The following is a 24452-nucleotide window of genomic DNA, read 5'->3' on the forward strand; positions in this document are numbered from 1 at the left end:
TGGTGTCGCAAAAGCGACATGGACTCAAGCATATTGGGGTTATTACTGGAAAAAAGCCGGGATAACCCCCATTTGCCTGCAAAAACGCCTCCCGATGGAGGCGCCTTGCAGATTCAGGAGATCAACGCTCCCAGTAAACCTCTTCCAGGCTGTCCTCTTTCTCCGGCAAACCGCGGGAGAGACGGGGGCTGCTCTGGGCCAGCACCTCGTAGCTGACACGGTTGGCATATTTGCACACCTGGGCCAGTGAGGAGTAGGTCAGGAACTCGGAGGTGTGCTTGGCGGAGTTGGGCACATTCATCCGGTGATAGGAATTGGCGACCATGTCGTGCAGCACGGCAGAGAGCGCGCCATCCCCTGCCCCGTTGGTGTTCTTGATCTTCTCCGGGCCCCCCATGTACGGGGAGATGTGGGAGTAGATGCGGGCCGGTTTGCGGCACTTGGCGCGGGCCATCGGGCGGCTGAACTCATACATGTTGAACTCGGGGATCACGCCAGGCAGCAAGGTATGGGTGGTCTCGCGCTTGTAATCCTCGTCGGTGTAGCTCGCCATGTAGAGACCGATGGGGCCTGCGGTACAGAGCACCATGTCGGCCCAGTCGAGCGCCTTGTCGGCAGCACCGAGCGGATCAGCGATGCCGGTCAGGGCTTCACCCTCGTCTTCATTCATCGCCAGCACGGTCACGTTCTCGGCAATGAAGTCGCGCCACCACTGGGGATTTTCATCGATGACGAAACGGGTGCCCAGAGTCAGCACCACGGGAATACCGGCCTCGCGGGCATAACGGACGGCCGCCATCGCGGCCTCTTTCATCGGATCACCATCGTCACCGCGGACCAGATAGGCGGTGATCACCAGTGCAGAGGCCCCCTTGATCACATCCTCCGGAATGTGCTGCACATCCAGCTGATTCATCTTGCCGGCGTTGATGCCGAAGCTGCGCTCACCGCACTCGGTGATGAAGGTGAAGCAACGACCGATAGGGCCATCCACCGGCTGCAGATAGTCCAGATTGACGCGGGAAGAGGTGTTGCACAGATAACGGTAGGCGTAGCAGCCGATGCGAATGTCCTGGCTCATTACACCCAGCAGGATGGAGTGGGAATCGGCCAGCACCGAGTAGTTGTGTACCGTGTTGCCGATGGTGCCACCGGCAAACTCGCTCACCACCATGTTGTTGGTCTTGAGCTCGTCATAAATGCGTTCGGCCACGTCGTCGTTGATGACGACGGAGTGCCCCTTGCTCAGACCATAACGGGTCAGAAACGCTTCATCCACATGGGCTTCGATATCAACCAGGGTCTGATCAATCCCGACCACGTAGGCTTTGCCCAGCTCGGTTAACAGGGGATTTTGCGGCACCAGGGGATCGCGTCTGTCGACAGGGAAGTAGTGTTTGGACTTGCGCTGACCGGGAAATTTCATGGCAATGTTCTGTGCTCTGGGGGAAAGAGGGGCGGGATTTTAACACAATCCGCCGTCCCGAAAAGTCGCCCTGTTTAAATAATGGAGTCAGTATAGACAAGGCTTGCAAGGAAAAACGTTTGCCTTTTCACCATAAAAAAACCACCCCGCCCGGGGTGGTTCTGAAGTACAAAAACGCGGCCAGCGTTCAGAGTGCCGCAACGCCCTGCAACAGGGCCAGCACCGAGAAGAGTCCGAGGGCGAGCCAGAACAGCAAGGTACCCAGAAAACGGGGCACATTGGGGGCTTTCGGGATCTGGATGCCGATGGCATGAAGGATGCGGCCAACCAGCAGCATGGCGCCACCGGCATGCAGCCAGAGCGCACCGGCACCGGATAGCTCGCACAGCGCCATCAGCAGCAGGGTCAGCGGCACATACTCGGCAAAATTGCCGTGAGCCCGGATCGCCGCCAGCAGCTCGGGGGCTTCCCCCTGCCCTATCATCACCCCGAACTGGGCGCGGCGTCTGACCACCCAGAAGGAGAGCCCCAGAAACAGCAGCCCCAGCAGGCCTGCGTAAATCAGTGTGATATGTACCATGACTCGACTCCTTGTTTGACTGACTGCCGGTCACTCATGCCAGTTCGCGGCAGATGAGCGAGACCATCATCCGGATATGGGCCTGATCGCTGTTGAGGGCCGCAATATATTCAAACCGCTCGCCACCGGCCTCCATGAAGATCTCCCGATTCTGTACCTGAATTTCCTCGAGGGTTTCGAGGCAATCGGCGGCAAAGGCAGGACAAATCACATCGAGCCGCTTGATGCCCGCTGCCGGCATACCGGCGATGGTCACGTCGGTGTAGGGTTTGAGCCACTCCTCCTTGCCAAAGCGGGACTGGAAACTGGCCGTCCACTGCCCGGCCGCCAGCCCGAGCGCCTCGGCCAGCAGGGTGGCGGTGTGGCGACACTGGTGACCATAGGGGTCCCCTTCGTTCTCATAGCGCTCGGGAATACCGTGGAACGACATCAGCAGGTGATCACCCTGGCCGTGCTGCTCCCAGTGACGGCGCACGCTCATGGCCAGCGCCTGAATGTATTCGGGATGGGCGTGATAATCACGAATGAGCCGCACCACCGGCAGATTGCGCTCCTTCTTCATCGCCTTGCCCCAGGCATCGAAGACCGAGGCGGTGGTACTGACCGAATATTGCGGATAGAGCGGCAACAGGATCACCCGGTTGACCCCTTTGGCCTTGAGCGCCTGCCAGCCATCATTCACTGACGGGGAACCATAGGTCATCGCCAGCTCCACCGGCACCTCGACCCCTTCCCGCTTGAGCTCCTGCTCCAGCGCGGCGCGCTGCTGCTTGCTTATCACCATCAGCGGCGAGCCCTGCTCGGTCCACACCTGCTGATAGAGCTTGGCCACTTTGGGCGAGCGCGTCGGCAAGATGATGAAGTGGAGCAGCGGGCACCAGAGGTAACGGGGCAGGTCCACCACACGGGGATCGTGCAGGAACTGGCTGAGGAACGCTTTGACGGCAGCGGTGGTCGGTGCGGCTGGGGTACCCAGATTGACCAGCAATATTCCGGTTTTCGTGGTCACGTTGGCTTCCTGTCTATCTGTCATTATGCAAAAAGGGCCCCGCAGGGCCCTTCTCTTTATTTATCTGATGGCACGGGAAACTGTGCCGGCAGCAAAGATCAGCCCAGAATGGTGGCAAGCTGCTTGCTGACCTGATCAACCGGCTGGGTGCCGTCGATCTTGACGTAACGGGTGTGGCCCGCTTCCGCCTCTTTGCCGTAGAAACCGATCAGCGGCGCGGTCTGCTGATGATATACATCCAGACGCTTGCGTACTGTGGTCTCTTCGTCATCGGCGCGGATCACCAGATCTTCACCGGTCACGTCATCCTTGCCTTCCACTTTCGGCGGGTTGAACACCACGTGGTAGGTACGGCCGGAGCCGGAGTGAACGCGACGGCCGCTCATGCGCTTGACGATCTCTTCGTCCGGCACAGCAAACTCCAGCACGAAATCAACCACAACACCGGCGTCCTTCATGGCTTGCGCCTGGGGAATGGTGCGCGGGAAACCGTCCAACAGGAAGCCTTTGGCGCAATCCGGCTGAGCGATGCGCTCTTTGACCAGACCGATGATGATGTCGTCAGAGACCAGCTGACCTGCGTCCATCACAGCTTTGGCTTTCAGACCGAGCTCGGTGCCCGCTTTGATCGCCGCACGCAGCATGTCGCCGGTGGAGATCTGGGGAATACCGTGTTTTTCCATGATGAACTGAGCCTGAGTACCTTTGCCGGCGCCCGGAGCCCCCAACAGAACAATGCGCATACACGCTCCTATTGATTGGTTATTCAAATCTTGCGAAGGCAAAAAAGTACACGGTTTCGCCCGTTTCTACAAGCTCGCGCCGCCTGAATGGCCACTTTATCGCCATAAAAAACGGCGGCACGACGCCATACAAATTGGCAGGCGCACGGGAAAAGTGAGTGAAAATTCAACAGAAGTGCTGACAACAAGCTGACGACGGGGATAAAAAAATCCCGGCTCAAGGCCGGGAATTGCGCTCAAAAGTAACTACTTGTCGCTCGTAGTAGGAACAGGGCAATAGTAGTTTGCCCCCTGTGCGTCAACAACTGTCAGATGTGACAGGGAGGCCGCTATGAAACCGGAACTGGGGGTCTGGCGAGGAGATAAGCTCGGCTTCCAGCTTGCCAAAATAGGCAACCCGCTCGCTGATGTCCTCCCCCGCATACTGCTCGGCCAGCGCGAGGTAATCCTGATAGTGGCGCGCCTCGGAGCGCAGCAGGGAGACGTAAAAGCGCCCCAGCTCCTCGTCCAGATGGGGAGCCAGCTTGGCAAAACGCTCGCAGGAGCGCGCCTCAATATAGGCACCGATGATCATCTTGTCGACAATGGTGGCAGGCTCATGGGTGCGCACATGCTGCATCAGTTGCCGGGCATAGCGAGAAGCGGTGACCGGGCCATATTCGATGCCGCGGGCCTGCATGATCTCCAGCACCTGCTCGAAGTGATGCAGCTCCTCCTGAATGAGCCGCACCATGGGAAACAGCAGCGGATTGCGTTCCAGCTCGGCAAAGACGGTGCGATCAGACTCCCCCATGCTGCGTTTGCCCAGGATCTCGGCCTTCTCCGGGATGGCATCCAGCTCGCGATAAAACTCCAGCTTGGGCAGCAGATGGCGCTTGCCCTTGGGCAGGCAGTAGCGGCGCACCAGACTGTGGGCGGTGAGTGCGGCCTTGGTCTCACAGTTGGCGTGATCGATGAGCAGGGTCGGTAAACGGGCCGGATCCCGCGCCATCTCTACCCACTCCTCCGGGGTCTCGCACTGCAAAAACTGGCGCACTGGGGCTAGCAGATCATCCATCTGAACTCTCGTCTCTTAAAAGCGTATCGGTCATATATGTTGCCGCCTATGCTAGCGGATCCCGCTGGCCATGCCCATATCCGGCACGATAAACGGATATTTTTCAAACAGATACTCTCTCCCCTTCTGCCCGTGTGCGGCAGAAACGACAATGGGGGCCACTGGCCCCCATCTCGCTATCCCATCCGGCAAAACCGCAAACGTTTAACTGCCTTCGTTAAAAATTTCCAGATTGCTGGTGCCTTCCTGCCATTCACGCACCGCTTTGGTGTCATCGTTGCGCAGGGCGTTGAGGTGATCCAGATAGGACTGATCCACGTCGGAGGTGACGTAGTGGCCATTGAACACCGAGGTCTCAAAGTGACGCAGATCCGGGTTGATCTCCCGCACGGCTTCTTCCAGATCTTCCAGATCCTGGAAAATCAGGCCATCGGCACCAATCAGCTTGCACACCTCTTCCACTTCACGGCCGTGGGCGATCAGCTCGTTGGCGGTGGGCATGTCGATACCGTAGACGTTGGGGAAGCGGATTTCCGGCGCAGCCGAAGCGAAGTAGACCTTGGCTGCCCCTGCTTCACGGGCCATCTGGATGATCTGCTCGGACGTGGTACCGCGCACTATGCTGTCATCCACCAGCAACACCTTCTTGCCCTTGAACTCGGAGCCGATGGCGTTGAGCTTGCGGCGCACCGACTTCTTACGCTGGGTCTGGCCCGGCATGATGAAGGTACGGCCGATGTAGCGGTTCTTCACGAAGCCCTGACGGTATGGCAGGTCGAGGGTGTGAGCGATCTCCAGCGCCACGTCACAGGAGGTCTCGGGGATGGGGATAACCACATCAACGTCGAGATCTTCCCATTCGCGAGCAATCTTCTGACCCAGCTTGCGGCCCATGTTGAGGCGGGCAGCGTAGACCGAGACCTTGTCGATGCACGAATCGGGACGAGCAAAGTAGACATATTCGAAGATGCAGGAGCTCATCTGCGGGTTCTCCGCACACTGCTCGGAGAAAAGCTGGCCCTGCTCGGTGATGTAGATGGCTTCACCCGGCGCAATATCCCGCACCGTCTCGAAACCGATGGCGTCGAGCGCCACGCTCTCGGAGGCGAGCATGTACTCCACTTGACCCTGCTCGTCCTGACGACGACCGAGGATCAGCGGGCGAATGCCGTTGGGATCACGAAAGCCGATGAGGCCATGGCCAATCACCAGCGAGACCACCGCATAGGCGCCGCGGATCTGCTGATGGGTTCTGCGCACCGCCGCGAAGATATCTTCGGGGCGCAGCGCCATCTTGTCACAGCGATCCAGCTCGTGGGCCAGCACGTTCAGCAGCACTTCCGAATCGGAGGTGGTGTTGATGTGGCGGCGGGCGACCTTGAACTGCTGCTCCTTGAGCTCCTTGGCGTTGGTGAGGTTGCCGTTATGGGCCAGCACCATGCCGTAGGGCGAGTTCACATAAAAAGGTTGGGCTTCAGCGGCACTTGAGCTGCCTGCGGTGGGATATCTGACATGACCTATGCCGATGTTCCCTTGCAGACGCTGCATGTGGCGCACTTCAAACACGTCCTTCACCAGGCCATTGGCCTTGCGTTGCCGGAAGTTTCCACTCTCAATGGTCACGATCCCGGCGGCATCCTGTCCCCTGTGCTGCAACACCGTCAAGGCGTCGTAGAGGGCCTGATTGACGGGGGTGGTGCCAACTATACCGACAATACCACACATGTCTTTGCTACCTCGAAGTCACTATACCTGTTTAAGAAAACTGGATGAGTTCAACATGAACCCGAAAAACCACTGGATCACCGGCTTGAACTCCGGCACCAGCTTGGACGCCACCCACCAGTCGCTCTGGGAGAGGCTGGTGAAGGTATCCATGAAAAAAAGCAGGGCACTGACGATCAGCACCCCGCGAATTGCGCCGAAGCAGACCCCCAGCACCCGATCGGTACCGGAGAGACCCGTCTTGTCCACCAACAGGCCCACCACATAGTTGACCACGCTGCCGAGGATCAGGGTCGCCACAAACAGCGCCGCGATGGCCAGACCGTTGCGCACCAGCGCGTCGGAGAACGAGGTGAAATAGACGGCGAGATCGGGATAGAAATGGCTGGCAATAAAGAAGGCGATAAACCAGGTGACAAGAGACATGGCCTCCTTGACGAAGCCGCGCACCAGGCTGATGAGAGCAGAAAAACCGACGATGCCGATGATGGCGTAATCAATCCAGACCATAGAAAAAGATGTCCTGCGAAATTGCGGCGCAGTCTAACAAAAACGATTGCGCATTGCTTGATAAAAATGTGTTAACTGTTCAAAGCGGCGCCGAAAAGCCGCATTTTTTCAGCACTAAAACGGTTGACCGGCGCCAGAATGCACAACGCCATGGCAATGCCATGGCGTTGTGGTCAGCGGTGTGAGCTTACCCGATGTGGGTCAGGCCACCCATGTAGGATTGCAGCGCAGCCGGGATGGCGATGCGGCCATCTTCCTGCTGGTAGTTCTCCATCACCGCGACCAGAGTACGACCCACCGCCAGACCGGAGCCGTTCAGGGTGTGCAGCAGCTGCGGCTTGCCGTCGATGCGCACGCGAGCCTGCATGCGGCGCGCCTGGAAGTCGGTGCAGTTGGAGACAGAGGAGATCTCGCGGTAGGTGTTCTGGGCGGGCAGCCACACTTCCAGATCGTAGGTCTTGGCGGCGCAGAAGCCCATGTCACCGGTAGAGAGTGCCATCACGCGATACGGCAGTTCCAGCAGTTGCAGCACCTTCTCGGCGTGACCCACCATCTCTTCCAGCGCTTCCCAGGATTGCTCCGGGTGAACCAGCTGAACCATCTCGACCTTGTCGAACTGGTGCATACGGATGAGACCACGGGTATCACGACCGTAGGAGCCCGCTTCGGAGCGGAAGCAGGGGCTGTGGGCGGTCATCTTGATCGGCAGTTCCTGCTCGTCGAAGATCTCGTCGCGGGCCATGTTGGTGAGCGGCACTTCGGAGGTCGGGATCAGCGAGAACTTGCGCATCTTGCCTTCATCTTCCCCTTCGCCCTCAATCCCGGTATTGAACAAATCCTGGGAGAACTTGGGCAACTGGCCGGTGCCATAGAGGCTATCCGGGTTGACCAGATAAGGGACGTAGCATTCGGTATAACCGTGCTGCAGGGTGTGCAGATCCAGCATGAACTGGGCCAGCGCGCGGTGCAGGCGGGCAATCTGCCCCTTCATCACCACGAAACGGGCACCGGAGAGCTTGACGCCATTCTTGAAGTCAACGCCCTTGGCCGCTTCACCGAGATCGATATGATCACGCACCGGGAAGCTGAACTGACGCGGGGTACCCCAGCGGCGCACTTCCACGTTGTCGTTCTCGTCACGACCCACCGGAGTAGTCTCGCTCGGCAGGTTGGGGATGGCGTCGGCAATGGCTTTCAGCTGGGCCAGCAGGGCATCCAGCTCGACCTTGCTGGTTTCCAGCTCGTCGTTGATCTTGGTCACTTCGGCCTTGAGCGGGGCAACATCTTCACCACGACGGGCAGCTTCACCGATGGATTTGGAGCGGGCGTTGCGCTCGGCCTGCAGCTCCTGGGTACGGGACTGCAGATCCTTGCGTTTCTCTTCCAGAGCGTTGACAGCCGCTACGTCCAGAACGTAACCGCGTGTCGCCAGACGAGCGGCAGCCTCTTCGATATCGCTGCGCAGATATTTGGGATCCAGCATGGTTTACCTACTTTTTTAAAATGGGATCTGGGCCTGAGTCATCATGACGGGCTGGGAAACAGATCCGGAAGTTAACATCGGTTGGCGCACCCCAATCGTGTTCAGAATCGGGCCTTCGAAATCAAGAAGATGGTATCAGGCCGAAACCAACGGGGTCAGACGGGCAGTGTAGCAGACCGCCCCCCCGCCCGAACAGGGACTATTGGGGTCGTTTTTGCCGACTTGTGGGGTCAGACACCCCATTTTTCCGGTGTCTGACCACTTTTCATCCAGCAGGAGAAAACACGCGACTAGCGCCCCCGTTTTTGCGGGCTCTGCCGGTCCAGTTCGTGGAGGTAGTCGAGCTTCTGGCCGATCTGCTTTTCCAGACCGCGATCGGTGGGCTGGTAGTACTGCTTGCCCGCCAGCTCCGGCGGAAAATATTGCTCGCCCGCGGCATAGGCCCCCGGCTCGTCATGGGCGTAGCGATATTCGGCGCCATAGCCCAGATCGCTCATCAGTTTGGTCGGGGCATTGCGCAGGTGTACCGGCACCTCGAAGTCAGGCAGGTTTTTGGCATCATGAAGCGCCGCCTTCCAGGCGGTATAGACCGCATTGCTTTTCGGGGCACAGGCAAGATAGACGATCGCCTGGGCGATGGCTCGCTCCCCTTCCGCCGGACCGATCCGATGGAAGCAATCCCAGGCCGACAGGGCGACCTGCATGGCACGGGGATCGGCATTGCCCACATCTTCCGAGGCAATCGCCAGCAAGCGGCGGGCAATATAGAGCGGATCGCAACCGGCACTCACCATGCGGGCATACCAGTAGAGCGCCGCATCCGGCGCCGAACCGCGAATGGATTTGTGCACCGCCGAGATGAGGTCGTAGAAGTGATCCCCCCCCTTGTCGAAGCGGGCCACATGCTCCCCCACCACGGCAGCGAGCAGACCGCTGTCGATCACCCGCGCCCCAGTGCTGTCGGTTTCGGCCATGTCGGCCAACAGCTCCAGATAGTTGAGGGATTTGCGCCCGTCCCCATCGACCGCCTTGGCCAGCGCCTCTTTGACGCCGGGGGCAAAGGTGAGAGCCGGATCATTGAGACCACGGGGGTCCTGCATCGCCTGATCGAGCATGGCGAGGATGTCGCTCTCTTCCAGCCGCTTGAGCAGATAGACCCGGGCCCGGGAGAGCAGTGCGTTGTTGAGTTCGAACGAGGGGTTTTCAGTGGTGGCACCGATAAAAGTGATGGTGCCATCTTCGATGTGAGGCAAGAACACATCCTGCTGGCTCTTGTTGAAGCGGTGCACCTCATCCACGAACAAGATGGTGCGCACCCCGCGCCAGCTGTACTCCTTCGCCTTGTCGATGGCGGCGCGGATCTCCTTGATACCGGAGGTAACCGCAGAGAGCCGCTCCACCTCCGCCTGGCAATAATGCGCCATCAGCTCCGCCAACGTGGTCTTGCCGGTACCGGGCGGCCCCCACAGGATCATCGAGTGGCAGTGACCCGCCAGAATGGCTTTGCGCAGGGGCTTGTCAGCCCCCAGGATATGCTGCTGACCGATATACTGGTCGAGGTTTTGCGGCCGCATCCGGGCCGCCAGCGGACGAAAGTCCGATGAAAAATCCAGCGACAAGTTGCTCATCTGTATTGACCGTTCAGTATCACGGATACCGCCATGGAAAAACGGTCCGACGAAAAATCCAACCAGAGGTTGCTCATCGGTATTGACCACCCAGCGTCACGCCACCCGCCTTTGACTGGCGCAGTGGCGAGCAATCCAACGACCGCCTGCTCATTAGCGCTGGTCGTCCAGCTCGACCCCCTTCGGGATCTTGAAAACAAATTCGTTGCCCTTGAGCACCGGCTTGCGGTTGAAGCTGCTCAGGGTGAATTCACTCCACTGCCCCTGCGCCTCTTTCACATCGAAACGGCTGATGTTGTTGGCCCGATCGAAGGTGACGCGGAAGGAGGCGATCAGCTCATCCTTGTTGCGGCTGGTGACGGTGTAAACATCTCCCTGCTGGGTCACGTCATAGTTCTTCCAGAACTTGTCGTCATTGCCAGCGATCAGAATAAAGGGAGTGTTGAGCACCGCATCTTTCAGCTTGAGGGCGGTGACCTGCTCGACGAAGGGATCATAGACCCAGACATCCTGACCATCGGCCACGATCAGGCTCTCGTCCGGCGAGGTAGTGTGCCAGTTGAAACGGTTTGGCCGCTGCACCAGCAGATCGCCGCTGGCCTTTTGCAACTCCTTGCCCTTGCTGTCATAGACGGTCTGGGCAAACTTGGCGGAGAAGAGGCTGACACCCGCCAGCTTCTGTTTGAGATCGCTGGCCGCATCGGCCCACACCTGACTGCTGGCCATCAGCAACACAGTACCCATCAACAGTTGTTTTTTCATCACGCTCTTCATAAAGACGCTCTCGATAAAAGGCCACGCCCGCGGAGGGCATGGCCAGGGATAGTATGAAACGGTGAGGCTTAGTCCCGCACCGGCGGCGGTGCCAGCACGTCGCGCTGACCATTGCCACCCGGTGAGCTGACGATGCCCTGATTCTCCATCTGCTCGATGAGACGGGCTGCCCGGTTGTAACCAATCTTGAACTTGCGCTGGACGCTGGAGGTCGAGCCACGACGGGACTCCACCACAAAGGCGACCGCTTCATCGAACAGGGGGTCCAGCTCTTCATCGCCACCGCCGCCATATTCGCCGCTGCCACCTTCGCCACCCGACTCACCGGAGAGGATCTCCTCGATGTAGTTCGGCTCGCCGCGCAGTTTCCAGTCCGCCACCACCTTGTGCACTTCGTGGTCATCAACGAACGCACCGTGTACCCGGGTCGGGTTGGAGGTACCGGACGGCATGTAGAGCATGTCGCCCATGCCGAGCAGGGATTCGGCACCACCCTGATCGATGATGGTGCGCGAGTCGATCTTGCTCGACACCTGGAACGAAATACGGGTCGGGATGTTGGCCTTGATAAGGCCGGTAATCACATCCACCGACGGACGCTGGGTCGCCAGAATGAGGTGAATACCGGCCGCCCGCGCCTTCTGGGCGATACGGGCAATCAGCTCTTCCACCTTCTTGCCGACGATCATCATCATGTCGGCAAATTCGTCCACCACCACCACGATGTGGGGCAGTTTCTCCAGCTCCGGCGGCATCTGATCCATGGAGTCACCCGGACGCCACAGCGGGTCGAGCAGCGGCTCGCCCGCCTCGATAGCAGCCAGCACCTTGTCGTTGTAGCCCTTGAGGTTACGCACGCCAACTGCCGACATCAGTTTGTAACGGCGCTCCATCTCGCCCACGCACCAGCGCAGAGCGTTGGCGGCGTCCTTCATATCGGTCACCACCTCGGTCAGCAGGTGCGGGATCCCTTCATAGACCGAGAGTTCCAGCATCTTGGGGTCGATCATGATGAAGCGCAGGTCATCGGGGGATGACTTGTAGAGCATGGAGATGATCATGGTGTTCACCCCCACCGACTTACCGGAACCGGTCGTACCGGCCACCAGCAGGTGCGGCATCTTGGCCAGGTTCACCACCACCGGCTCCCCTGCAATGTCCTGACCCAGGCCCATGGTAAGCGGGTTGCGGCTGTCGCGGAAGGCATCGCAGTCGAGGGTCTCGCGCAGGTAGACGGTCTGGCGCACCCGGTTGGGCAGCTCGATACCGACGAAGGTCTTGCCCGGGATCACCTCAACCACCCGCACGCTGCTGGCAGAGAGGGAACGGGCCAGATCGCGCGAGAGGTTGGTGATCTTGCTCGCCTTCATGCCCGGCGCCAGATCCAGTTCGAAACGGGTGATGACCGGGCCCGGATAGACACCGACCACCTTGGCCTGCACGTTGTAATCGGCGAGTTTCGCCTCCACCAGACGGCCCATGCGATCCAGCTCATCCTTGCTCATCATCTGGGTCTTGGCAGGCGGTCTGTCCAGCAGCTCGATGCTTGGCAACGGGGGCATCGTTGATTGCGGACGACGCTTGGGCCTGCTCGGTGCGACGGCAACCGGTGCGGCGACCTCATCGTCACCTTCGGCCCAGGGCAGATCCAGCTCGTCCTCATCATCGTCATCGGCCACAGCCAGTACCGGTTGACGGCGACCATTGGCGGCCGCCACCGCACGTTTCGGCTTGGCAGCCGGAGCCGGCTCGTCATCTTCATCATCAAACTGCGGGTCGAACTCGAAGGTATCGTCGTCGAGTTCCGGCAGCCACTCTTCGGCGGCGGCCTTCTGATCCTTGGCCTTGGGTCGGCGAGTCCAGCTGGTGTGCGGCTCATCTTCCTCGTCATCAAACGCGATGGCCCCGACCCCGCCTTCCAGCAAGGGGTCCGGCCCCTCGTTGCGAGGTTGACGCCAGCCACCGGTCAGCCAGCGGCCGAGGGTGGTCGGGAAGTGGTAAACAGCGCTGACCGAACCGGTACAAGCCGCGCCGATCTGCTCGACGATGGTAAGCCAGGACCAGCCGGTAAACAGGGTGATGCCGGTTGCCACGAAGCAGAGCAGCATCAGGTTGGCCCCGACGCCGCCAAACAGCGGCACCACCGCGGAGGCGATCACATCCCCCACCAGACCACCGGCGGAGAAGTTCTGCATATCGTTGAAGTTCATGCTGGCAATGGCCGACATGCCGAGCACGGTCAGGATAAAGCCGATGATCCGCACCCCCAGGGTGAGGTAATCCACATCGAGCAGACGGCTCGGGCGCCAGAACAGACTCCAGCCCAGCAGTACCACCAGCGGCGGCACCAGATAGGAGAAGGCACCAAAGGTAAACATGGTGATATCGGCGAGCCAGGCACCGGCACTACCGGCGAGGTTCTTCACCTCCCCTTGCCAGGAGGTCTGGGACCAACCGGGATCAGCGGGATGATAGGACAACAGGGCAAGCAGAAGATAAGCAGCCATCAGGGTGATGGCGATCAAGACGGCTTCGAAGATCCGTTGTGTACCTGATAAAGGAGTAAACAGCTTTTTATCGGCCAAACTCCGGCTCCTTTCTGAAAACATGTAATGCAGGAAATAAGGGGGCCTAGTATCCCCGAAAAGCCCACCGATTGTCAGCCAGAGCCTGATGGGACGGGGCCATATTTGCAATTATCTTTACAAGAAGAAACGAGCGGACCGGCCGCTCGTTTCTGACTGTCATGGTGTCTCATATGGAAAAGAAACCACGGCATAACCTGCTTTATCGGGTGCTGATCACCAGACGACTGCTCTGCTTGACCTCTTCCATCACCACGTAGGTGCGGGTGTCATTGACACCGGGCAGACGCAGCAGGGTTTCCCCCAACAGACGGCGGTAAGCCGACATGTCGCTGACTCGGGTCTTGAGCAGGTAGTCGAAGTCACCGGAGACCAGATGACACTCCTGGATCTCTTCGAGTACCTGAACAGCCTTGTTGAACTGTTCAAATACATCAGGCGCCCCGCGATTGAGGGTTATCTCTACAAACACCAGCAGAGATGCGTCCAGATAATGAGGGTTCAGAATAGCGGCATATCCTTCGATATAACCTTGTCGCTCGAGGCGACGAACCCGTTCCAGACACGGTGTAGGACTCAGGCCAACTCGTTTGGACAACTCAACATTCGAAATCCTGCCATCCTTTTGCAGTTCATTAAGAATGTTGCGGTCAATCCTGTCCAAATCCTTTAGCCGACTCTTAGCTTCCATCATTTTATTCCATCCTTTGGCTATTTTTTGGTAAGAATCACCAGTCATTTTATAATTATGGTCACAAATCCTGTCAATACCTGAATATACTAGGCGCAAATGTTGGTTAACATTTTGGCAACATGAAACACCAATCTATAGACGAGGGATAGCATGATTATCGGTGTACCTAAAGAGATAAAAAACCATGAATACCGCGTAGGCATGGTTCCGGCCAGTGTACGTGAACTGACAGCACGAAACCATACTGTTTTCGTCCAAAGCGGTGCCGGAAACGGCATTGGCTTCAGCGATGCAGATTATATCGCTGTTGGAGCCGAAATTTTGGCCTCTGCAGCAGAGGTTTTCGCCAAAGCCGAGATGATCATCAAGGTCAAGGAACCTCAGCCTGTCGAATGTGCCATGCTGCGTCCGGGTCAAACCCTGTTCACCTATCTGCATCTGGCGCCAGACTTGGCCCAGACCGAAGCCCTGCTGCAAAGCGGCGCCATCGGCATCGCCTATGAAACCGTCACCGACGGCCGTGGCGGCCTGCCCCTGCTGGCCCCCATGTCGGAAGTGGCCGGACGCATGTCTATTCAGGCAGGTGCCCAGGCGCTGGAAAAATCGCGCGGCGGGAGTGGAGTGCTGCTCGGCGGCGTACCCGGCGTCGAACCGGCCAAGGTGGTGATCATCGGCGGCGGCGTGGTCGGCTCCAATGCAGCCCGCATGGCCATTGGCCTGCGCGCGGATGTGACCATCCTCGACAACAACGTCGATACCCTGCGCCGTCTCGATAACGAGTTCCAGGGCGCCGCCAAGGTGGTCTACTCCAACAGCGAGACCCTGGAGCGCCATCTACTGGCGGCGGATCTGGTCATCGGCGGCGTGCTGGTACCGGGTGCCACTGCGCCAAAACTTGTCAGCCGTGACCACATTGCGCGCATGAAGCCGGGCTCTGCCATCGTCGATGTGGCCATCGATCAGGGCGGCTGTGTGGAAACCTCCCACGCCACCACCCATGAAGATCCGACGTTTATCGTCGATGAGGTGGTGCACTACTGTGTCGCCAACATGCCGGGGGCGGTGGCCCGCACCTCGACCGTGGCGCTCAACAATGCCACCCTCCCCTTTATCATCAAGCTGGCCCAGCAAGGCTACCGCGACGCCCTGTTGTCAGACGTACACCTGCGTCATGGCCTCAACGTGATGAATGGCAAGCTGACCTGCAAGGAGGTAGCCGTGGCTCATGGCCTTGCCCATACGGATGCCCTGACCCTGCTGAACTGATCTGCGCTGGCCTGCGCCAGTCAACGATGAGTGAAAATCCGCCCGCGATGGGCGGTTTTTTTATCCCTTTATTTCGCGCTGTCACCCCTTGCGCACACGATTAGTGCAATCGACTCACCAGCCTTTGACCGCGGATCACGAATTACCTACAATCGCGCAAACTCATCACATCCCGGAAATTACATCATGAGCCAAGTCACTCACAGCAAATTGCTGATCTTAGGGTCAGGCCCGGCCGGTTACACCGCGGCCGTCTACGCCGCCCGCGCCAACCTCAATCCCCTGCTCATCACCGGCATGCAACAAGGTGGTCAGCTGACCACCACCACCGAAGTGGAGAACTGGCCAGGTGATCCGGAAGGTCTGACCGGCCCGGCGCTGATGGAGCGTATGAAAGCCCATGCAGAGAAGTTCGATACCCGTATCCTGTTTGATCACATCAACAGTGTCGAATTGACTCAACGCCCATTCCGCCTCAAGGGCGACAACGGCGAATACACCTGCGATGCCCTGATCATCGCGACCGGCGCCTCCGCCAAGTATCTGGGTCTGCCCTCCGAAGAGGCCTTCAAGGGCCGCGGTGTCTCTGCCTGTGCGACCTGTGACGGTTTCTTCTACCGCAATCAGGAAGTGGCAGTGATCGGCGGCGGTAACACCGCTGTTGAAGAGGCTTTGTATCTGGCCAACATCGCCAAGAAGGTGCACCTGATCCACCGCCGCGACGAATTCCGCGCCGAGAAGATCCTGATCAAGCGTCTGCACGACAAGGTCGCGAGCGGCAACATCGTGCTGCACACCCACCAGACTCTGGACGAAGTGCTGGGCGATCAGATGGGGGTCACCGGTGTACGCCTGCGCAACACTCAGGACAACAGCACCAGCGAGCTGCCGCTGATGGGCGTCTTTATCGCCATCGGCCACCAGCCCAATACCCAGATCTTCGATGGCCAGCTGGAGATGCAAAACGGCTATCTGAAGGTACGTGGCGGGCTCGAGGGTTTTGCCACCCAGACCAGCATTGAAGGGGTGTTTGCCGCCGGTGACGTGGCCGACCACAACTACCGTCAGGCCATCACCTCCGCCGGTACCGGCTGCATGGCCGCCCTCGATGCCGAGCGTTATCTCGACGCACAATAAACGCGCGCAAGATGTGATATAAGGCATACCAATCGGTATGCCTTTTTTCATTTAAGGAGTCTAATGAAACAGAAGATATTGATTGTCGAAGATAGCCTGACCATTCGCCGTATGCTGACTCAGGCCATTGCCCAGCAAACTGGCCTCGAGATTGATGCCTTCGATACCCTCGAAGGTGCCCGTCACTGCCGGGGCGAGGAGTATGTGGTCGCACTGGTGGACTTGACCTTGCCGGATGCTCCCCGTGGCGAGGCGGTGAACGAGCTGCTGGAGCGGGGTTTGCCGGTGGTGATCCTCACTGCCGACATCAGCGAGGATAAACGTGCCGCCTGGCTGGAAACCGGCGTGTTGGACTATGTGATGAAGGACTCGCGCCACTCGCTGCAATATGCCGTCAGTCTGGTGCACCGCCTCTATCTCAACCAGTCCATCGAAGTGCTGGTGGTCGATGACTCACGCACCTCCCGCCACCGCACCATGGCCCAATTGCGCAAACAGCTGTTGCAGGTGCATGAAGCAACCCATGCCCGTGAAGCGATGGTGATGCTGGAGCAGCACCCGGCCATTCGACTGGCACTGGTCGACTACTACATGCCGGATATCGATGGCATCAGTCTGGTGCGGATGCTGAGAGAACGTTACAGCAAGCAGCAGCTCGCGATTATCGGGATCTCGGTCTCGGACAAGCGCGGTCTCTCTGCTCGCTACCTCAAGCAGGGCGCTAACGACTTTCTCAACCAGCCGTTCGAGCCGGAAGAGCTGCAGTGCCGGGTCAGCCACAATCTGGAGGCGCTCGAACAGTTCAACAGCATTCAGGAGTCAGCCAATCGTGACTACCTGACCGGTCTCTACAACCGGCGTTACTGGTTCAACGAAGGGCAGAAGTGGTTTGAAGAGCATCAACGCCAGCAGACACAACTCGCGCTCTGTGTGCTCGATGTGGATCACTTCAAGCAGGTCAACGATCACTGGGGCCATGCCATCGGCGATCAACTGCTTTGCCACCTGACCCGGCTACTGACCCAGTTCTTCCCCGATGCCATGATTGCCCGCTTTGGCGGAGAGGAATTTGCCATGATGGTGCCTCACTGCACCGTCCCCGTGTTGATCAAGCGTCTTGAAGGGCTGCGTCAGCAGCTGCGCCAGCAACCCCTGTCACCGGAGACCCCGCTGTTTGTGCGCGCCAGTTACGGCGTGATCAGCGTCGGGCGGGTATCCATGGACGAGGCGCTGAGCGAAGCAGACCGGCTGCTTTATCAGGCAAAGAACACCGGTCGCGACAAGATAGTCTCTCAAGAGACGGCTGTCTGAATCCTCAGGGCATCAGTCCCGTGTATTACCGCCCGACAGACTTTCCAGCAGGAGAGTCTGCGGGTTCCTTTCCTGCCACAGTCTCCCCATCACCATGACTATCGAAAGTCAGTAAGTCTTGTCGACCCGCACCCCATCATCGAAATAGAGAATGCGCACCTTGTCCCCATTGGCAAAGACCATGGCGGGATCATAATCCTGGATAACGTTGATAAGGGCATTTTGCTCGTTGCGGATCAGCAGCTCCACCAGCTTGTTTTCCACCACGGTTCCCCCGGACTGGTATTGCTGCGCGGCCGCAGCACCCGCCAGCGCCCCGACGGCGGTGGCGATTTCACGGCCATGACCGCCGCCAAACTGGTTGCCAAGCAGGCCGCCCAGCACGGCACCACCCAGCGTCTTCCAGCCAGAGTGCTCGGACTCCAGGATCTGACGCTGGGTAATATTGCGCACCGTTTCGACCTGGCCAAACACCACCTGATTGACCGGCCGCGCGGTATTGCGCTGGTAAACTTCCGCCCCGGCGGGCGCCGTGACAAAGCAGAGCAAGCTGGATACTATCAGGATAATGGCCTTCATCTATGAACCTCGTTGCCTTATGTCTCGCTATCTTACCCAACTGGATGATGAGCTTTGCTGGTTTCCCGATCCCAGCCATGCGCTGGAAGAGCCCAACGGCTTGCTGGCGATCGGCGGGGATCTCTCCCCTGCCAGATTGCTGGCAGCTTACCACAAGGGGATCTTCCCGTGGAATGAACCCCACCAGCCGACCCTGTGGTGGTCACCGGATCCCCGCGGAGTGATCCGCCCCGACCAACTCCATGTGGGGCGGACATTGCAGAAGATTATCCGCCGTACCCCATTCGATATTTCCGTCAATCGCGCCTTTAATGAAGTCATCACCGCCTGCGCCGCCCCTCGTCGCACCGCTGATGGCACCTGGATCAGCCAACCCATGATCGAGGCCTACCAGCAACTGCACCGGCTGGGTCATGCCCACTCTATCGAGATCTGGCAGGAGGGAGAGCTGCAAGCGGGACTGTATGGCCTCTCTATCGGCCGACTGTTTTGCGGTGAATCCATGTTCAGCCGCATCGATAACGGCGCCAAGCTGGCCATGGTGGCACTCTGCCGCCATTTTGCTCGCCATCGCGGCGCCCTCATCGATTGCCAGATGCAGAACCCGTTTCTGGCGACCCTGGGTATCGAGGAGTGGCCAAGAGCCCGTTTTCTGGCCGAGCTGGCGCGCCTTGGCCATCAACCACTGTTGGCTTCCTGCTGGCAAGAGGGAGAGATCAGCTTATGACTGAAGAAGTGATCCTCAAGGTTGGGCTGACCCCCAAGCATCCTTGCAGCTATCTGGATCATGAGCAGGAACAGTTGCTGGTGCTGATGGATCACAATCTGCTCAATGCCAACGGCTACGAGCGATTGTTGACTGCCGGTTTTCGCCGCAGTGGCAACGACATCTATCGCCCCCACTGCCCGGCGTGCCATGCCTGCCAATCCCTTCGTATTCACAGCGAGCACTTTCGTCCCAGTCGCGGCCAAAAGCGGATCCGCCAGCTCAACAAAGATATCGAGCTCGTCCTGAGCTACGATGACAAACCCGAGTATTACCTGCTCTACGAACGCTATATCCGTGAACGCCACCATGATGGCAGCATGTATCCCCCCAACCGCAGTCAGTATCGCGGTTTTCTCCATTGTGACTGGATGCCGCCGCTCTATCTGGAGATGCGCAAGGAGGGCCGTCTTATCGGCGTGGCCACCACAGACCTGCTGCCCCACTCCCTCAGCGCCATGTATACCTTCTTCGATCCGGACTATGCCGATCGCTCCCTGGGCACCTTTGCCATCCTCTGCCAGCTCGATCTGGCCAGGCGAACCGGGCGAAGCTGGCTCTATCTTGGCTATCTGGTGGAGGCGTGTCGCAAGATGAATTACAAGCGCAATTACCTCCCCCATGAGCTGTTAATTCAGGGGGAATGGAAAAATATCGACACCAAGCCCGAGTAAACTTTACACATAGCCTTAAATCCGGCATGATCCAGCGGTTTTTTGTTGTGGCTTATCAAGAGGATTCAATGGCTAAAGAAGACAGTATTGAGATGCAGGGCACTATTCTCGAAACCCTGCCCAATACCATGTTCCGTGTGGAACTGGAGAATGGTCACGTGGTTATCGCTCATATTTCAGGCAAGATGCGCAAAAACTACATTCGTATCCTGACTGGAGACAAAGTAACGGTAGCACTGACTCCCTACGATCTCTCCAAGGGACGTATTGTTTTCCGCTCTCGCTAAGCCAGGAATTCAGCAAAAAACCCCAACCTGTCGGTTGGGGTTTTTTGTCGTTTTCTGATCACTGACGCTTAGTGGGAAACAGCTTCAACATTGACCTGAAAATCAAAGCTGAGGCTGTCATTTACCAACTCAACCTTCACTATCCCCCCGTCAACCAGTGAACCGAACAGGATCTCGTTGGCCAGGGGTTTCTTGAGGTGCTCCTGGATAACCCGACCCATCGGTCTGGCACCCATGGCTCTGTCATATCCCTTCTCTGCCAACCAGTGGCGGGCACGCTCGGACACCTCGAGAGAGACTCCCTTCGCATCCAGTTGAACCTGCAACTCGACAATGAACTTGTCGACCACCTGATGGATCACCGTCATATCGAGATGGTTGAACCAGATGGTGTGATCAAGCCGGTTACGAAACTCCGGACTGAAGGTCTTGTTGATCACCGCCATGGCATCGTGGCTCAAATCCTGTTGCTGGAAGCCAATCGACTTGCGCTGGGTCTCCTGCACACCGGCGTTGGTGGTCATGACCAGGATCACATTACGGAAATCTGCCTTGCGCCCGTTGTTATCGGTCAGGGTACCGTTGTCCATCACCTGCAACAGCAGGTTGAACACATCCGGGTGAGCCTTCTCAATCTCGTCGAGCAACACCACCGAGTGAGGATGCTTGATCACCGCATCGGTCAGCAACCCCCCCTGCTCAAACCCGACATAGCCGGGAGGCGCACCAATCAGACGAGATACGGTATGGCGTTCCATGTACTCGGACATATCAAAGCGCAGCATCTCGACACCCAATGCTTTACCCAACTGCTGGGTCACCTCTGTTTTACCGACACCGGTAGGACCGGCAAACAGGAAGCAACCAACCGGGCGGCGCTCGTTGCCAAGTCCGGAGCGTGACAGGCGGATGGCATCAGCCAGCACCTCAATGGCCTTGTCCTGACCAAAGACCACCATCTTCAGATTGCGCTCCAGGTGTTTCAGCACCTCCTTATCAGAGGAAGAAACTGATTTTTCCGGAATGCGGGCAATCTTGGCAACGATGGATTCAATCTCCTGCACATTGATCACTTTCTTGCGCTTGCTCGCTGGCAGCAACCGCTGTCCGGCACCGGCCTCATCGATCACGTCGATCGCCTTGTCAGGCAAATGACGATCATTGATGTACTTGGCAGAGAGCTCGGCAGCCGCCCGGATCGCCTTGGCGGTGTAGCGTACGCCGTGGTGGGCCTCGTAGCGGCTCTTGAGCCCCATCAGGATACGCGTGGTGTCATCGATAGTCGGCTCGACGATATCGATCTTCTGAAAGCGACGCGCCAGCGCACGGTCTTTCTCGAAGATCTGGGCATACTCCTGATAGGTGGTGGATCCCACACAGCGGAGCAAACCATTGGAGAGCAGCGGCTTGATCAGATTGGCCGCATCCAGCTGACCACCGGATGCCGCACCGGCACCGATGATGGTATGGATCTCGTCGATAAAGAGGATGGCCCCTTCCTGACGCTCAATCTGCTTGAGCAGTACCTTGAGGCGCTTCTCGAAATCACCACGGTATTTGGTGCCCGCCAGCAGAGAACCCATATCCAGCGAATAGATGGTGCTGCCCGCAATCACCTCTGGCACATCACCCTTGACGATGCGATAGGCCAGCCCTTCGGCAATGGCGGTTTTGCCCACGCCTGCTTCACCCACCAGCAGCGGGTTGTTCTTGCGACGGCGGCAGAGCACCTGAATGGTACGGTTGAGCTCCTGATCACGGCCAATCAGTGGATCGATGCGCCCTTCCAGCACCAGCTGGTTCAGGTTGGTGGCAAAGCTCTCGATCTGGGCGGCCGAGACATCATCATCAGACTCGGGATTGTTATTGCTGCCGAGATCCGGCTTGTTATCCTTGCGCACCCCGTGGGAGAGGAAATTGACAACGTCGAGACGGCTGATCTCGGCTTTTTTCAGGAAATAGGCAGCTTGTGACTCCTGCTCACTGAAGATAGCGACCAGCACGTTGGCGCCGCTGACTTCAGTATTGCCGGAGGATTGCACATGGAAGACGGCACGCTGCAACACACGCTGGAAGCCCAGTGTGGGCTGGGTTTCACGATCTTCATCATCGCGCGGAATGAGCGGGGTAGTTTGGGTGATAAATGCGCGGATCTCCTTGCGCATCTGTTCGACATCGGCACCACAGGAGCTCAGCGCCTCATGGGCTGAACTGTTATCCAGAAGGGCTAACAACAGGTGCTCGACAGTCATGAATTCGTGGCGCTCGTCACGGGCCAGTTTGAACGCCTCGTTCAGCGTCTTTTCTAGATCTTTATTCAACATAGGCACCTCCCCTAGTACAGCTACAATGTGGTGTCACACTCGCCATCAAGTCATCAGATTCAAGCCTTTTCCATAGTACAGAGCAGTGGATGTTCATTGTTACGTGCATAGGTGTTGACCTGGACAACCTTGGTTTCGGCGATCTCTGCAGTAAACATGCCGCAGACACCCTTACCACTATAATGCACACTCAGCATGACCTGAGTCGCCTTGTCCAAATCCATACCAAAGAACTTTTGCAGCACCTCCACCACAAACTCCATCGGCGTGTAATCATCGTTGTTCAACACAACCTTATACATGGGTGGCGGCTGCAGCTTTGTTTTCTCTGCTTCTGCAATCTCTTCATTAGCAAAGAGTTCTTTCTGCTTGCTCATAATCGCGCTTTGGTACCTCTAGATTACTACCGTCTAACACAAGGTTGTCAATAGACTTGTTAACCAGATCACATCAGCTGTTAACAACTTCTTGACTCGCTCAAAAGTTGGACTAGATTGGTTACTTGCTAATCTGTGCCCGTCTGCTACGGGCTTATGTCCCTAGTTATAAAGGGCTGGCGCAGGTTACTCAACGACTTCTGGGTAATCAATAAAAGGATGTAGAAGTATGGCAACCGGCACAGTTAAGTGGTTTAACAACGCAAAAGGATTTGGGTTTATCTGTCCGGAAGGGGGCGGTGAGGATATCTTCGCTCACTACTCCACGATTCAAATGGAGGGCTACAAGACCCTGAAAGCGGGTCAGGCCGTCAATTTTGAACTGCAACAGGGGCCGAAAGGAAATCACGCTTCTGTGATTGTGCCAAACGAAGCACAAAATATGTAAATAACACCCGTTGGATAAATAAAAAACCGGTTCCTCTTTGAGCAACCGGTTTTTTATTGTCAGATTTCTGGCGCGTCCTGCCTCCTCACGGGATCACAGGGTGATCACCAGCCATGATCAGTCGTGATATTCACTGCAGGCGATCAGGGTATTTTCCATCAGGCTGGCTACCGTCATCGGGCCCACGCCACCGGGTACCGGAGTAATGAAGGAGGCATGGCTGCGCGCCGTCTCAAACTCCACATCCCCGACCAGTGAGCCATCAGCCAGGCGGTTGATACCCACATCGATCACCAGTGCGCCCGGTTTGATCCACTCGCCCGGAATGAAGTTGGGCTTGCCGACCGCAACAACCAGCAGATCGGCACGGCGTACCTGATCTTCCAGATCCCGGGTAAAGCGGTGACAAGTCGTGGTGGTGCAGCCCGCCAGCAGCAATTCGAGGGTCATGGGACGCCCCACTATATTGGACGCCCCCACCACGACCGCATGCAGACCATGCGTCTTCACGCCGGTGGTCTCGATCAGCGTCATGATCCCTTTCGGGGTGCAGGGGCGCAGCGCCGGAATACGTTGGGCCAGGCGGCCTACGTTATAGGGATGGAAACCGTCTACATCCTTGTCAGGGTGGATCCGCTCCAGCACCTGAGTGGTATCGAAGTGATCCGGCAACGGCAACTGAACCAGAATGCCATCTACGTGGCTGTCTTCATTCAACTGGTCGATCAGCGCCAGCAACTCTTCCTGACTGGCGGTTGCACTCAGATCATAGGAGCGGGAGAGAAAACCCACCTCCTCACATGCCCGGCGTTTGCTGCCGACATAGACCTGAGAGGCGGGATCCGCCCCCACCAGAATGACTGCCAGCCCAGGAGCCCGTTTCCCTGCCGCCAACCGCTGTTGGACTTGCGCCGCGACCTGGCTGCGAATCGTTTGCGCAACCTGTTTTCCATCTATGATTTTGGCAGACATCGTTCTCCACTCACCATGTGTTCAACTGCCGCGCATTGTCGCATTTTTTTAGCCGGGGTGTTAGCGGCAGACGCACGCCAGACCTGTAGCGGGCAAT

The 24452-nt window shown here is 57.9% G+C and carries 24 protein-coding genes; 8 read left to right on the forward strand and 16 right to left on the reverse strand.

Features of this window, described 5'->3' with window-relative positions; translation table 11 throughout:
- Positions 1–121: 121 nt before the first annotated feature.
- From I6G90_RS06935 to I6G90_RS06965, 7 genes are all read right to left on the reverse strand, one after another.
- Positions 122–1426, reverse strand: coding sequence for an inosine/guanosine kinase (locus I6G90_RS06935; RefSeq protein ID WP_058051782.1), 1305 nt, complete (start codon positions 1424–1426; stop codon positions 122–124).
- Between the two features lie 187 nt (positions 1427–1613).
- Positions 1614–2006 (reverse strand): MAPEG family protein, encoded by a 393-nt coding sequence (locus I6G90_RS06940; protein ID WP_197930426.1) that lies wholly within the window; start codon positions 2004–2006, stop codon positions 1614–1616.
- A 34-nt stretch (positions 2007–2040) separates the two neighbouring features.
- On the reverse strand, positions 2041–3015 hold the full coding sequence (gene hemH, locus I6G90_RS06945) for a ferrochelatase (RefSeq protein ID WP_075112403.1): 975 nt from the start codon (positions 3013–3015) through the stop codon (positions 2041–2043).
- A 98-nt stretch (positions 3016–3113) separates the two neighbouring features.
- The gene (gene adk, locus I6G90_RS06950; protein ID WP_042657889.1) at positions 3114–3758 is read right to left on the reverse strand and encodes an adenylate kinase; all 645 of its coding nucleotides are present in this window, start codon (positions 3756–3758) and stop codon (positions 3114–3116) included.
- Positions 3759–4056: 298 nt separating this feature from the next.
- Positions 4057–4815, reverse strand: coding sequence for a tRNA isopentenyl-2-thiomethyl-A-37 hydroxylase MiaE (gene miaE / locus I6G90_RS06955; RefSeq protein WP_197930428.1), 759 nt, complete (start codon positions 4813–4815; stop codon positions 4057–4059).
- Positions 4816–5019: 204 nt separating this feature from the next.
- Positions 5020–6540, reverse strand: a complete 1521-nt coding sequence (purF, locus tag I6G90_RS06960; RefSeq protein WP_058051778.1) for an amidophosphoribosyltransferase — start codon at positions 6538–6540, stop codon at positions 5020–5022.
- A 21-nt stretch (positions 6541–6561) separates the two neighbouring features.
- The gene (locus I6G90_RS06965; protein WP_042657886.1) at positions 6562–7050 is read right to left on the reverse strand and encodes a CvpA family protein; all 489 of its coding nucleotides are present in this window, start codon (positions 7048–7050) and stop codon (positions 6562–6564) included.
- Positions 7051–7058: 8 nt separating this feature from the next.
- Here I6G90_RS06965 and I6G90_RS06970 point away from each other — a divergent pair, with 8 nt between their 5' ends.
- Positions 7059–7235 carry a hypothetical protein gene (locus I6G90_RS06970; RefSeq protein ID WP_162626921.1) on the forward strand — a complete coding sequence of 59 codons (177 nt, stop codon included), beginning with the start codon at positions 7059–7061 and terminating at the stop codon, positions 7233–7235.
- Between the two features lie 2 nt (positions 7236–7237).
- On the opposite strand, the gene serS is transcribed toward I6G90_RS06970, so the two are convergent.
- From serS to lrp, 5 genes are all read right to left on the reverse strand, one after another.
- A complete protein-coding gene (gene serS / locus I6G90_RS06975) occupies positions 7238–8533 on the reverse strand; it encodes a serine--tRNA ligase (RefSeq protein ID WP_042657885.1) in 1296 nt (431 codons plus the stop codon).
- 290 nt (positions 8534–8823) lie between these two features.
- Entirely contained in the window at positions 8824–10161 is a 1338-nt protein-coding gene (locus tag I6G90_RS06980) for a replication-associated recombination protein A (protein WP_197930430.1), read from the reverse strand.
- A gap of 153 nt (positions 10162–10314) precedes the next feature.
- A complete protein-coding gene (gene lolA, locus I6G90_RS06985) occupies positions 10315–10923 on the reverse strand; it encodes an outer membrane lipoprotein chaperone LolA (RefSeq protein ID WP_042063852.1) in 609 nt (202 codons plus the stop codon).
- An 80-nt stretch (positions 10924–11003) separates the two neighbouring features.
- Positions 11004–13520, reverse strand: coding sequence for a DNA translocase FtsK (locus tag I6G90_RS06990; protein ID WP_269668409.1), 2517 nt, complete (start codon positions 13518–13520; stop codon positions 11004–11006).
- A 202-nt stretch (positions 13521–13722) separates the two neighbouring features.
- Positions 13723–14214, reverse strand: a complete 492-nt coding sequence (gene lrp, locus I6G90_RS06995; RefSeq protein WP_005300047.1) for a leucine-responsive transcriptional regulator Lrp — start codon at positions 14212–14214, stop codon at positions 13723–13725.
- A 150-nt stretch (positions 14215–14364) separates the two neighbouring features.
- Between lrp and ald the strand changes: the two genes are divergently transcribed.
- The 3 genes from ald to I6G90_RS07010 all read left to right on the forward strand — a co-directional run bounded on the left by ald (position 14365) and on the right by I6G90_RS07010 (position 17928).
- The gene (gene ald / locus I6G90_RS07000; RefSeq protein ID WP_197930432.1) at positions 14365–15480 is read left to right on the forward strand and encodes an alanine dehydrogenase; all 1116 of its coding nucleotides are present in this window, start codon (positions 14365–14367) and stop codon (positions 15478–15480) included.
- A gap of 186 nt (positions 15481–15666) precedes the next feature.
- A complete protein-coding gene (gene trxB / locus I6G90_RS07005; protein ID WP_058051777.1) occupies positions 15667–16617 on the forward strand; it encodes a thioredoxin-disulfide reductase in 951 nt (316 codons plus the stop codon).
- Between the two features lie 63 nt (positions 16618–16680).
- Complete coding sequence (locus I6G90_RS07010) at positions 16681–17928, forward strand: diguanylate cyclase (RefSeq protein WP_111808473.1); 1248 nt, start codon at positions 16681–16683, stop codon at positions 17926–17928.
- A 108-nt stretch (positions 17929–18036) separates the two neighbouring features.
- On the opposite strand, the gene I6G90_RS07015 is transcribed toward I6G90_RS07010, so the two are convergent.
- On the reverse strand, positions 18037–18507 hold the full coding sequence (locus I6G90_RS07015) for an outer membrane lipoprotein (RefSeq protein WP_005337104.1): 471 nt from the start codon (positions 18505–18507) through the stop codon (positions 18037–18039).
- A gap of 19 nt (positions 18508–18526) precedes the next feature.
- Here I6G90_RS07015 and aat point away from each other — a divergent pair, with 19 nt between their 5' ends.
- The 3 genes from aat to infA all read left to right on the forward strand — a co-directional run bounded on the left by aat (position 18527) and on the right by infA (position 20234).
- Positions 18527–19234 (forward strand): leucyl/phenylalanyl-tRNA--protein transferase, encoded by a 708-nt coding sequence (aat, locus tag I6G90_RS07020; RefSeq protein WP_019445527.1) that lies wholly within the window; start codon positions 18527–18529, stop codon positions 19232–19234.
- Positions 19231–19947, forward strand: a complete 717-nt coding sequence (locus tag I6G90_RS07025; RefSeq protein ID WP_075112408.1) for an arginyltransferase — start codon at positions 19231–19233, stop codon at positions 19945–19947. Before aat ends, I6G90_RS07025 begins: the two co-directional genes overlap by 4 nt.
- Positions 19948–20015: 68 nt before the next feature.
- On the forward strand, positions 20016–20234 hold the full coding sequence (gene infA, locus I6G90_RS07030) for a translation initiation factor IF-1 (protein WP_005300033.1): 219 nt from the start codon (positions 20016–20018) through the stop codon (positions 20232–20234).
- Between the two features lie 68 nt (positions 20235–20302).
- On the opposite strand, the gene clpA is transcribed toward infA, so the two are convergent.
- Positions 20303–22558, reverse strand: coding sequence for an ATP-dependent Clp protease ATP-binding subunit ClpA (clpA, locus tag I6G90_RS07035; protein WP_042657877.1), 2256 nt, complete (start codon positions 22556–22558; stop codon positions 20303–20305).
- Between the two features lie 59 nt (positions 22559–22617).
- Positions 22618–22935, reverse strand: coding sequence for an ATP-dependent Clp protease adapter ClpS (clpS, locus tag I6G90_RS07040; RefSeq protein WP_005337111.1), 318 nt, complete (start codon positions 22933–22935; stop codon positions 22618–22620).
- Positions 22936–23164: 229 nt separating this feature from the next.
- Here clpS and cspD point away from each other — a divergent pair, with 229 nt between their 5' ends.
- Entirely contained in the window at positions 23165–23383 is a 219-nt protein-coding gene (gene cspD, locus I6G90_RS07045) for a cold shock-like protein CspD (RefSeq protein WP_005300025.1), read from the forward strand.
- A 117-nt stretch (positions 23384–23500) separates the two neighbouring features.
- Here cspD and folD read toward each other — a convergent pair whose 3' ends face one another.
- The gene (folD, locus tag I6G90_RS07050) at positions 23501–24355 is read right to left on the reverse strand and encodes a bifunctional methylenetetrahydrofolate dehydrogenase/methenyltetrahydrofolate cyclohydrolase FolD (RefSeq protein WP_197930433.1); all 855 of its coding nucleotides are present in this window, start codon (positions 24353–24355) and stop codon (positions 23501–23503) included.
- Between the last annotated feature and the right edge of the window lie 97 nt (positions 24356–24452).

The sequence above is a fragment of the Aeromonas allosaccharophila genome (assembly GCF_016026615.1).
Taxonomy (GTDB): domain Bacteria; phylum Pseudomonadota; class Gammaproteobacteria; order Enterobacterales; family Aeromonadaceae; genus Aeromonas; species Aeromonas allosaccharophila.

Excerpts from the sequence above, each read along its gene's own strand:
- lolA (WP_042063852.1), bottom strand. The coding sequence starts at position 10,923 with ATGAAAAAACAACTGTTGATGGGTACTGTGTTGCTGATGGCCAGCAGT.
- adk (WP_042657889.1), bottom strand. The coding sequence starts at position 3,758 with ATGCGCATTGTTCTGTTGGGGGCTCCGGGCGCCGGCAAAGGTACTCAG.
- purF (WP_058051778.1), bottom strand. The coding sequence starts at position 6,540 with ATGTGTGGTATTGTCGGTATAGTTGGCACCACCCCCGTCAATCAGGCC.
- I6G90_RS06935 (WP_058051782.1), bottom strand. The coding sequence starts at position 1,426 with ATGAAATTTCCCGGTCAGCGCAAGTCCAAACACTACTTCCCTGTCGAC.
- serS (WP_042657885.1), bottom strand. The coding sequence starts at position 8,533 with ATGCTGGATCCCAAATATCTGCGCAGCGATATCGAAGAGGCTGCCGCT.
- I6G90_RS06940 (WP_197930426.1), bottom strand. The coding sequence starts at position 2,006 with ATGGTACATATCACACTGATTTACGCAGGCCTGCTGGGGCTGCTGTTT.
- clpS (WP_005337111.1), bottom strand. The coding sequence starts at position 22,935 with ATGAGCAAGCAGAAAGAACTCTTTGCTAATGAAGAGATTGCAGAAGCA.
- I6G90_RS07025 (WP_075112408.1), top strand. The coding sequence starts at position 19,231 with ATGACTGAAGAAGTGATCCTCAAGGTTGGGCTGACCCCCAAGCATCCT.
- I6G90_RS06980 (WP_197930430.1), bottom strand. The coding sequence starts at position 10,161 with ATGAGCAACTTGTCGCTGGATTTTTCATCGGACTTTCGTCCGCTGGCG.
- aat (WP_019445527.1), top strand. The coding sequence starts at position 18,527 with ATGTCTCGCTATCTTACCCAACTGGATGATGAGCTTTGCTGGTTTCCC.
- ald (WP_197930432.1), top strand. The coding sequence starts at position 14,365 with ATGATTATCGGTGTACCTAAAGAGATAAAAAACCATGAATACCGCGTA.
- folD (WP_197930433.1), bottom strand. The coding sequence starts at position 24,355 with ATGTCTGCCAAAATCATAGATGGAAAACAGGTTGCGCAAACGATTCGC.
- cspD (WP_005300025.1), top strand. The coding sequence starts at position 23,165 with ATGGCAACCGGCACAGTTAAGTGGTTTAACAACGCAAAAGGATTTGGG.
- I6G90_RS06965 (WP_042657886.1), bottom strand. The coding sequence starts at position 7,050 with ATGGTCTGGATTGATTACGCCATCATCGGCATCGTCGGTTTTTCTGCT.
- lrp (WP_005300047.1), bottom strand. The coding sequence starts at position 14,214 with ATGATGGAAGCTAAGAGTCGGCTAAAGGATTTGGACAGGATTGACCGC.
- I6G90_RS07015 (WP_005337104.1), bottom strand. The coding sequence starts at position 18,507 with ATGAAGGCCATTATCCTGATAGTATCCAGCTTGCTCTGCTTTGTCACG.
- clpA (WP_042657877.1), bottom strand. The coding sequence starts at position 22,558 with ATGTTGAATAAAGATCTAGAAAAGACGCTGAACGAGGCGTTCAAACTG.
- miaE (WP_197930428.1), bottom strand. The coding sequence starts at position 4,815 with ATGGATGATCTGCTAGCCCCAGTGCGCCAGTTTTTGCAGTGCGAGACC.
- trxB (WP_058051777.1), top strand. The coding sequence starts at position 15,667 with ATGAGCCAAGTCACTCACAGCAAATTGCTGATCTTAGGGTCAGGCCCG.
- infA (WP_005300033.1), top strand. The coding sequence starts at position 20,016 with ATGGCTAAAGAAGACAGTATTGAGATGCAGGGCACTATTCTCGAAACC.
- I6G90_RS07010 (WP_111808473.1), top strand. The coding sequence starts at position 16,681 with ATGAAACAGAAGATATTGATTGTCGAAGATAGCCTGACCATTCGCCGT.
- I6G90_RS06970 (WP_162626921.1), top strand. The coding sequence starts at position 7,059 with ATGTCCTGCGAAATTGCGGCGCAGTCTAACAAAAACGATTGCGCATTG.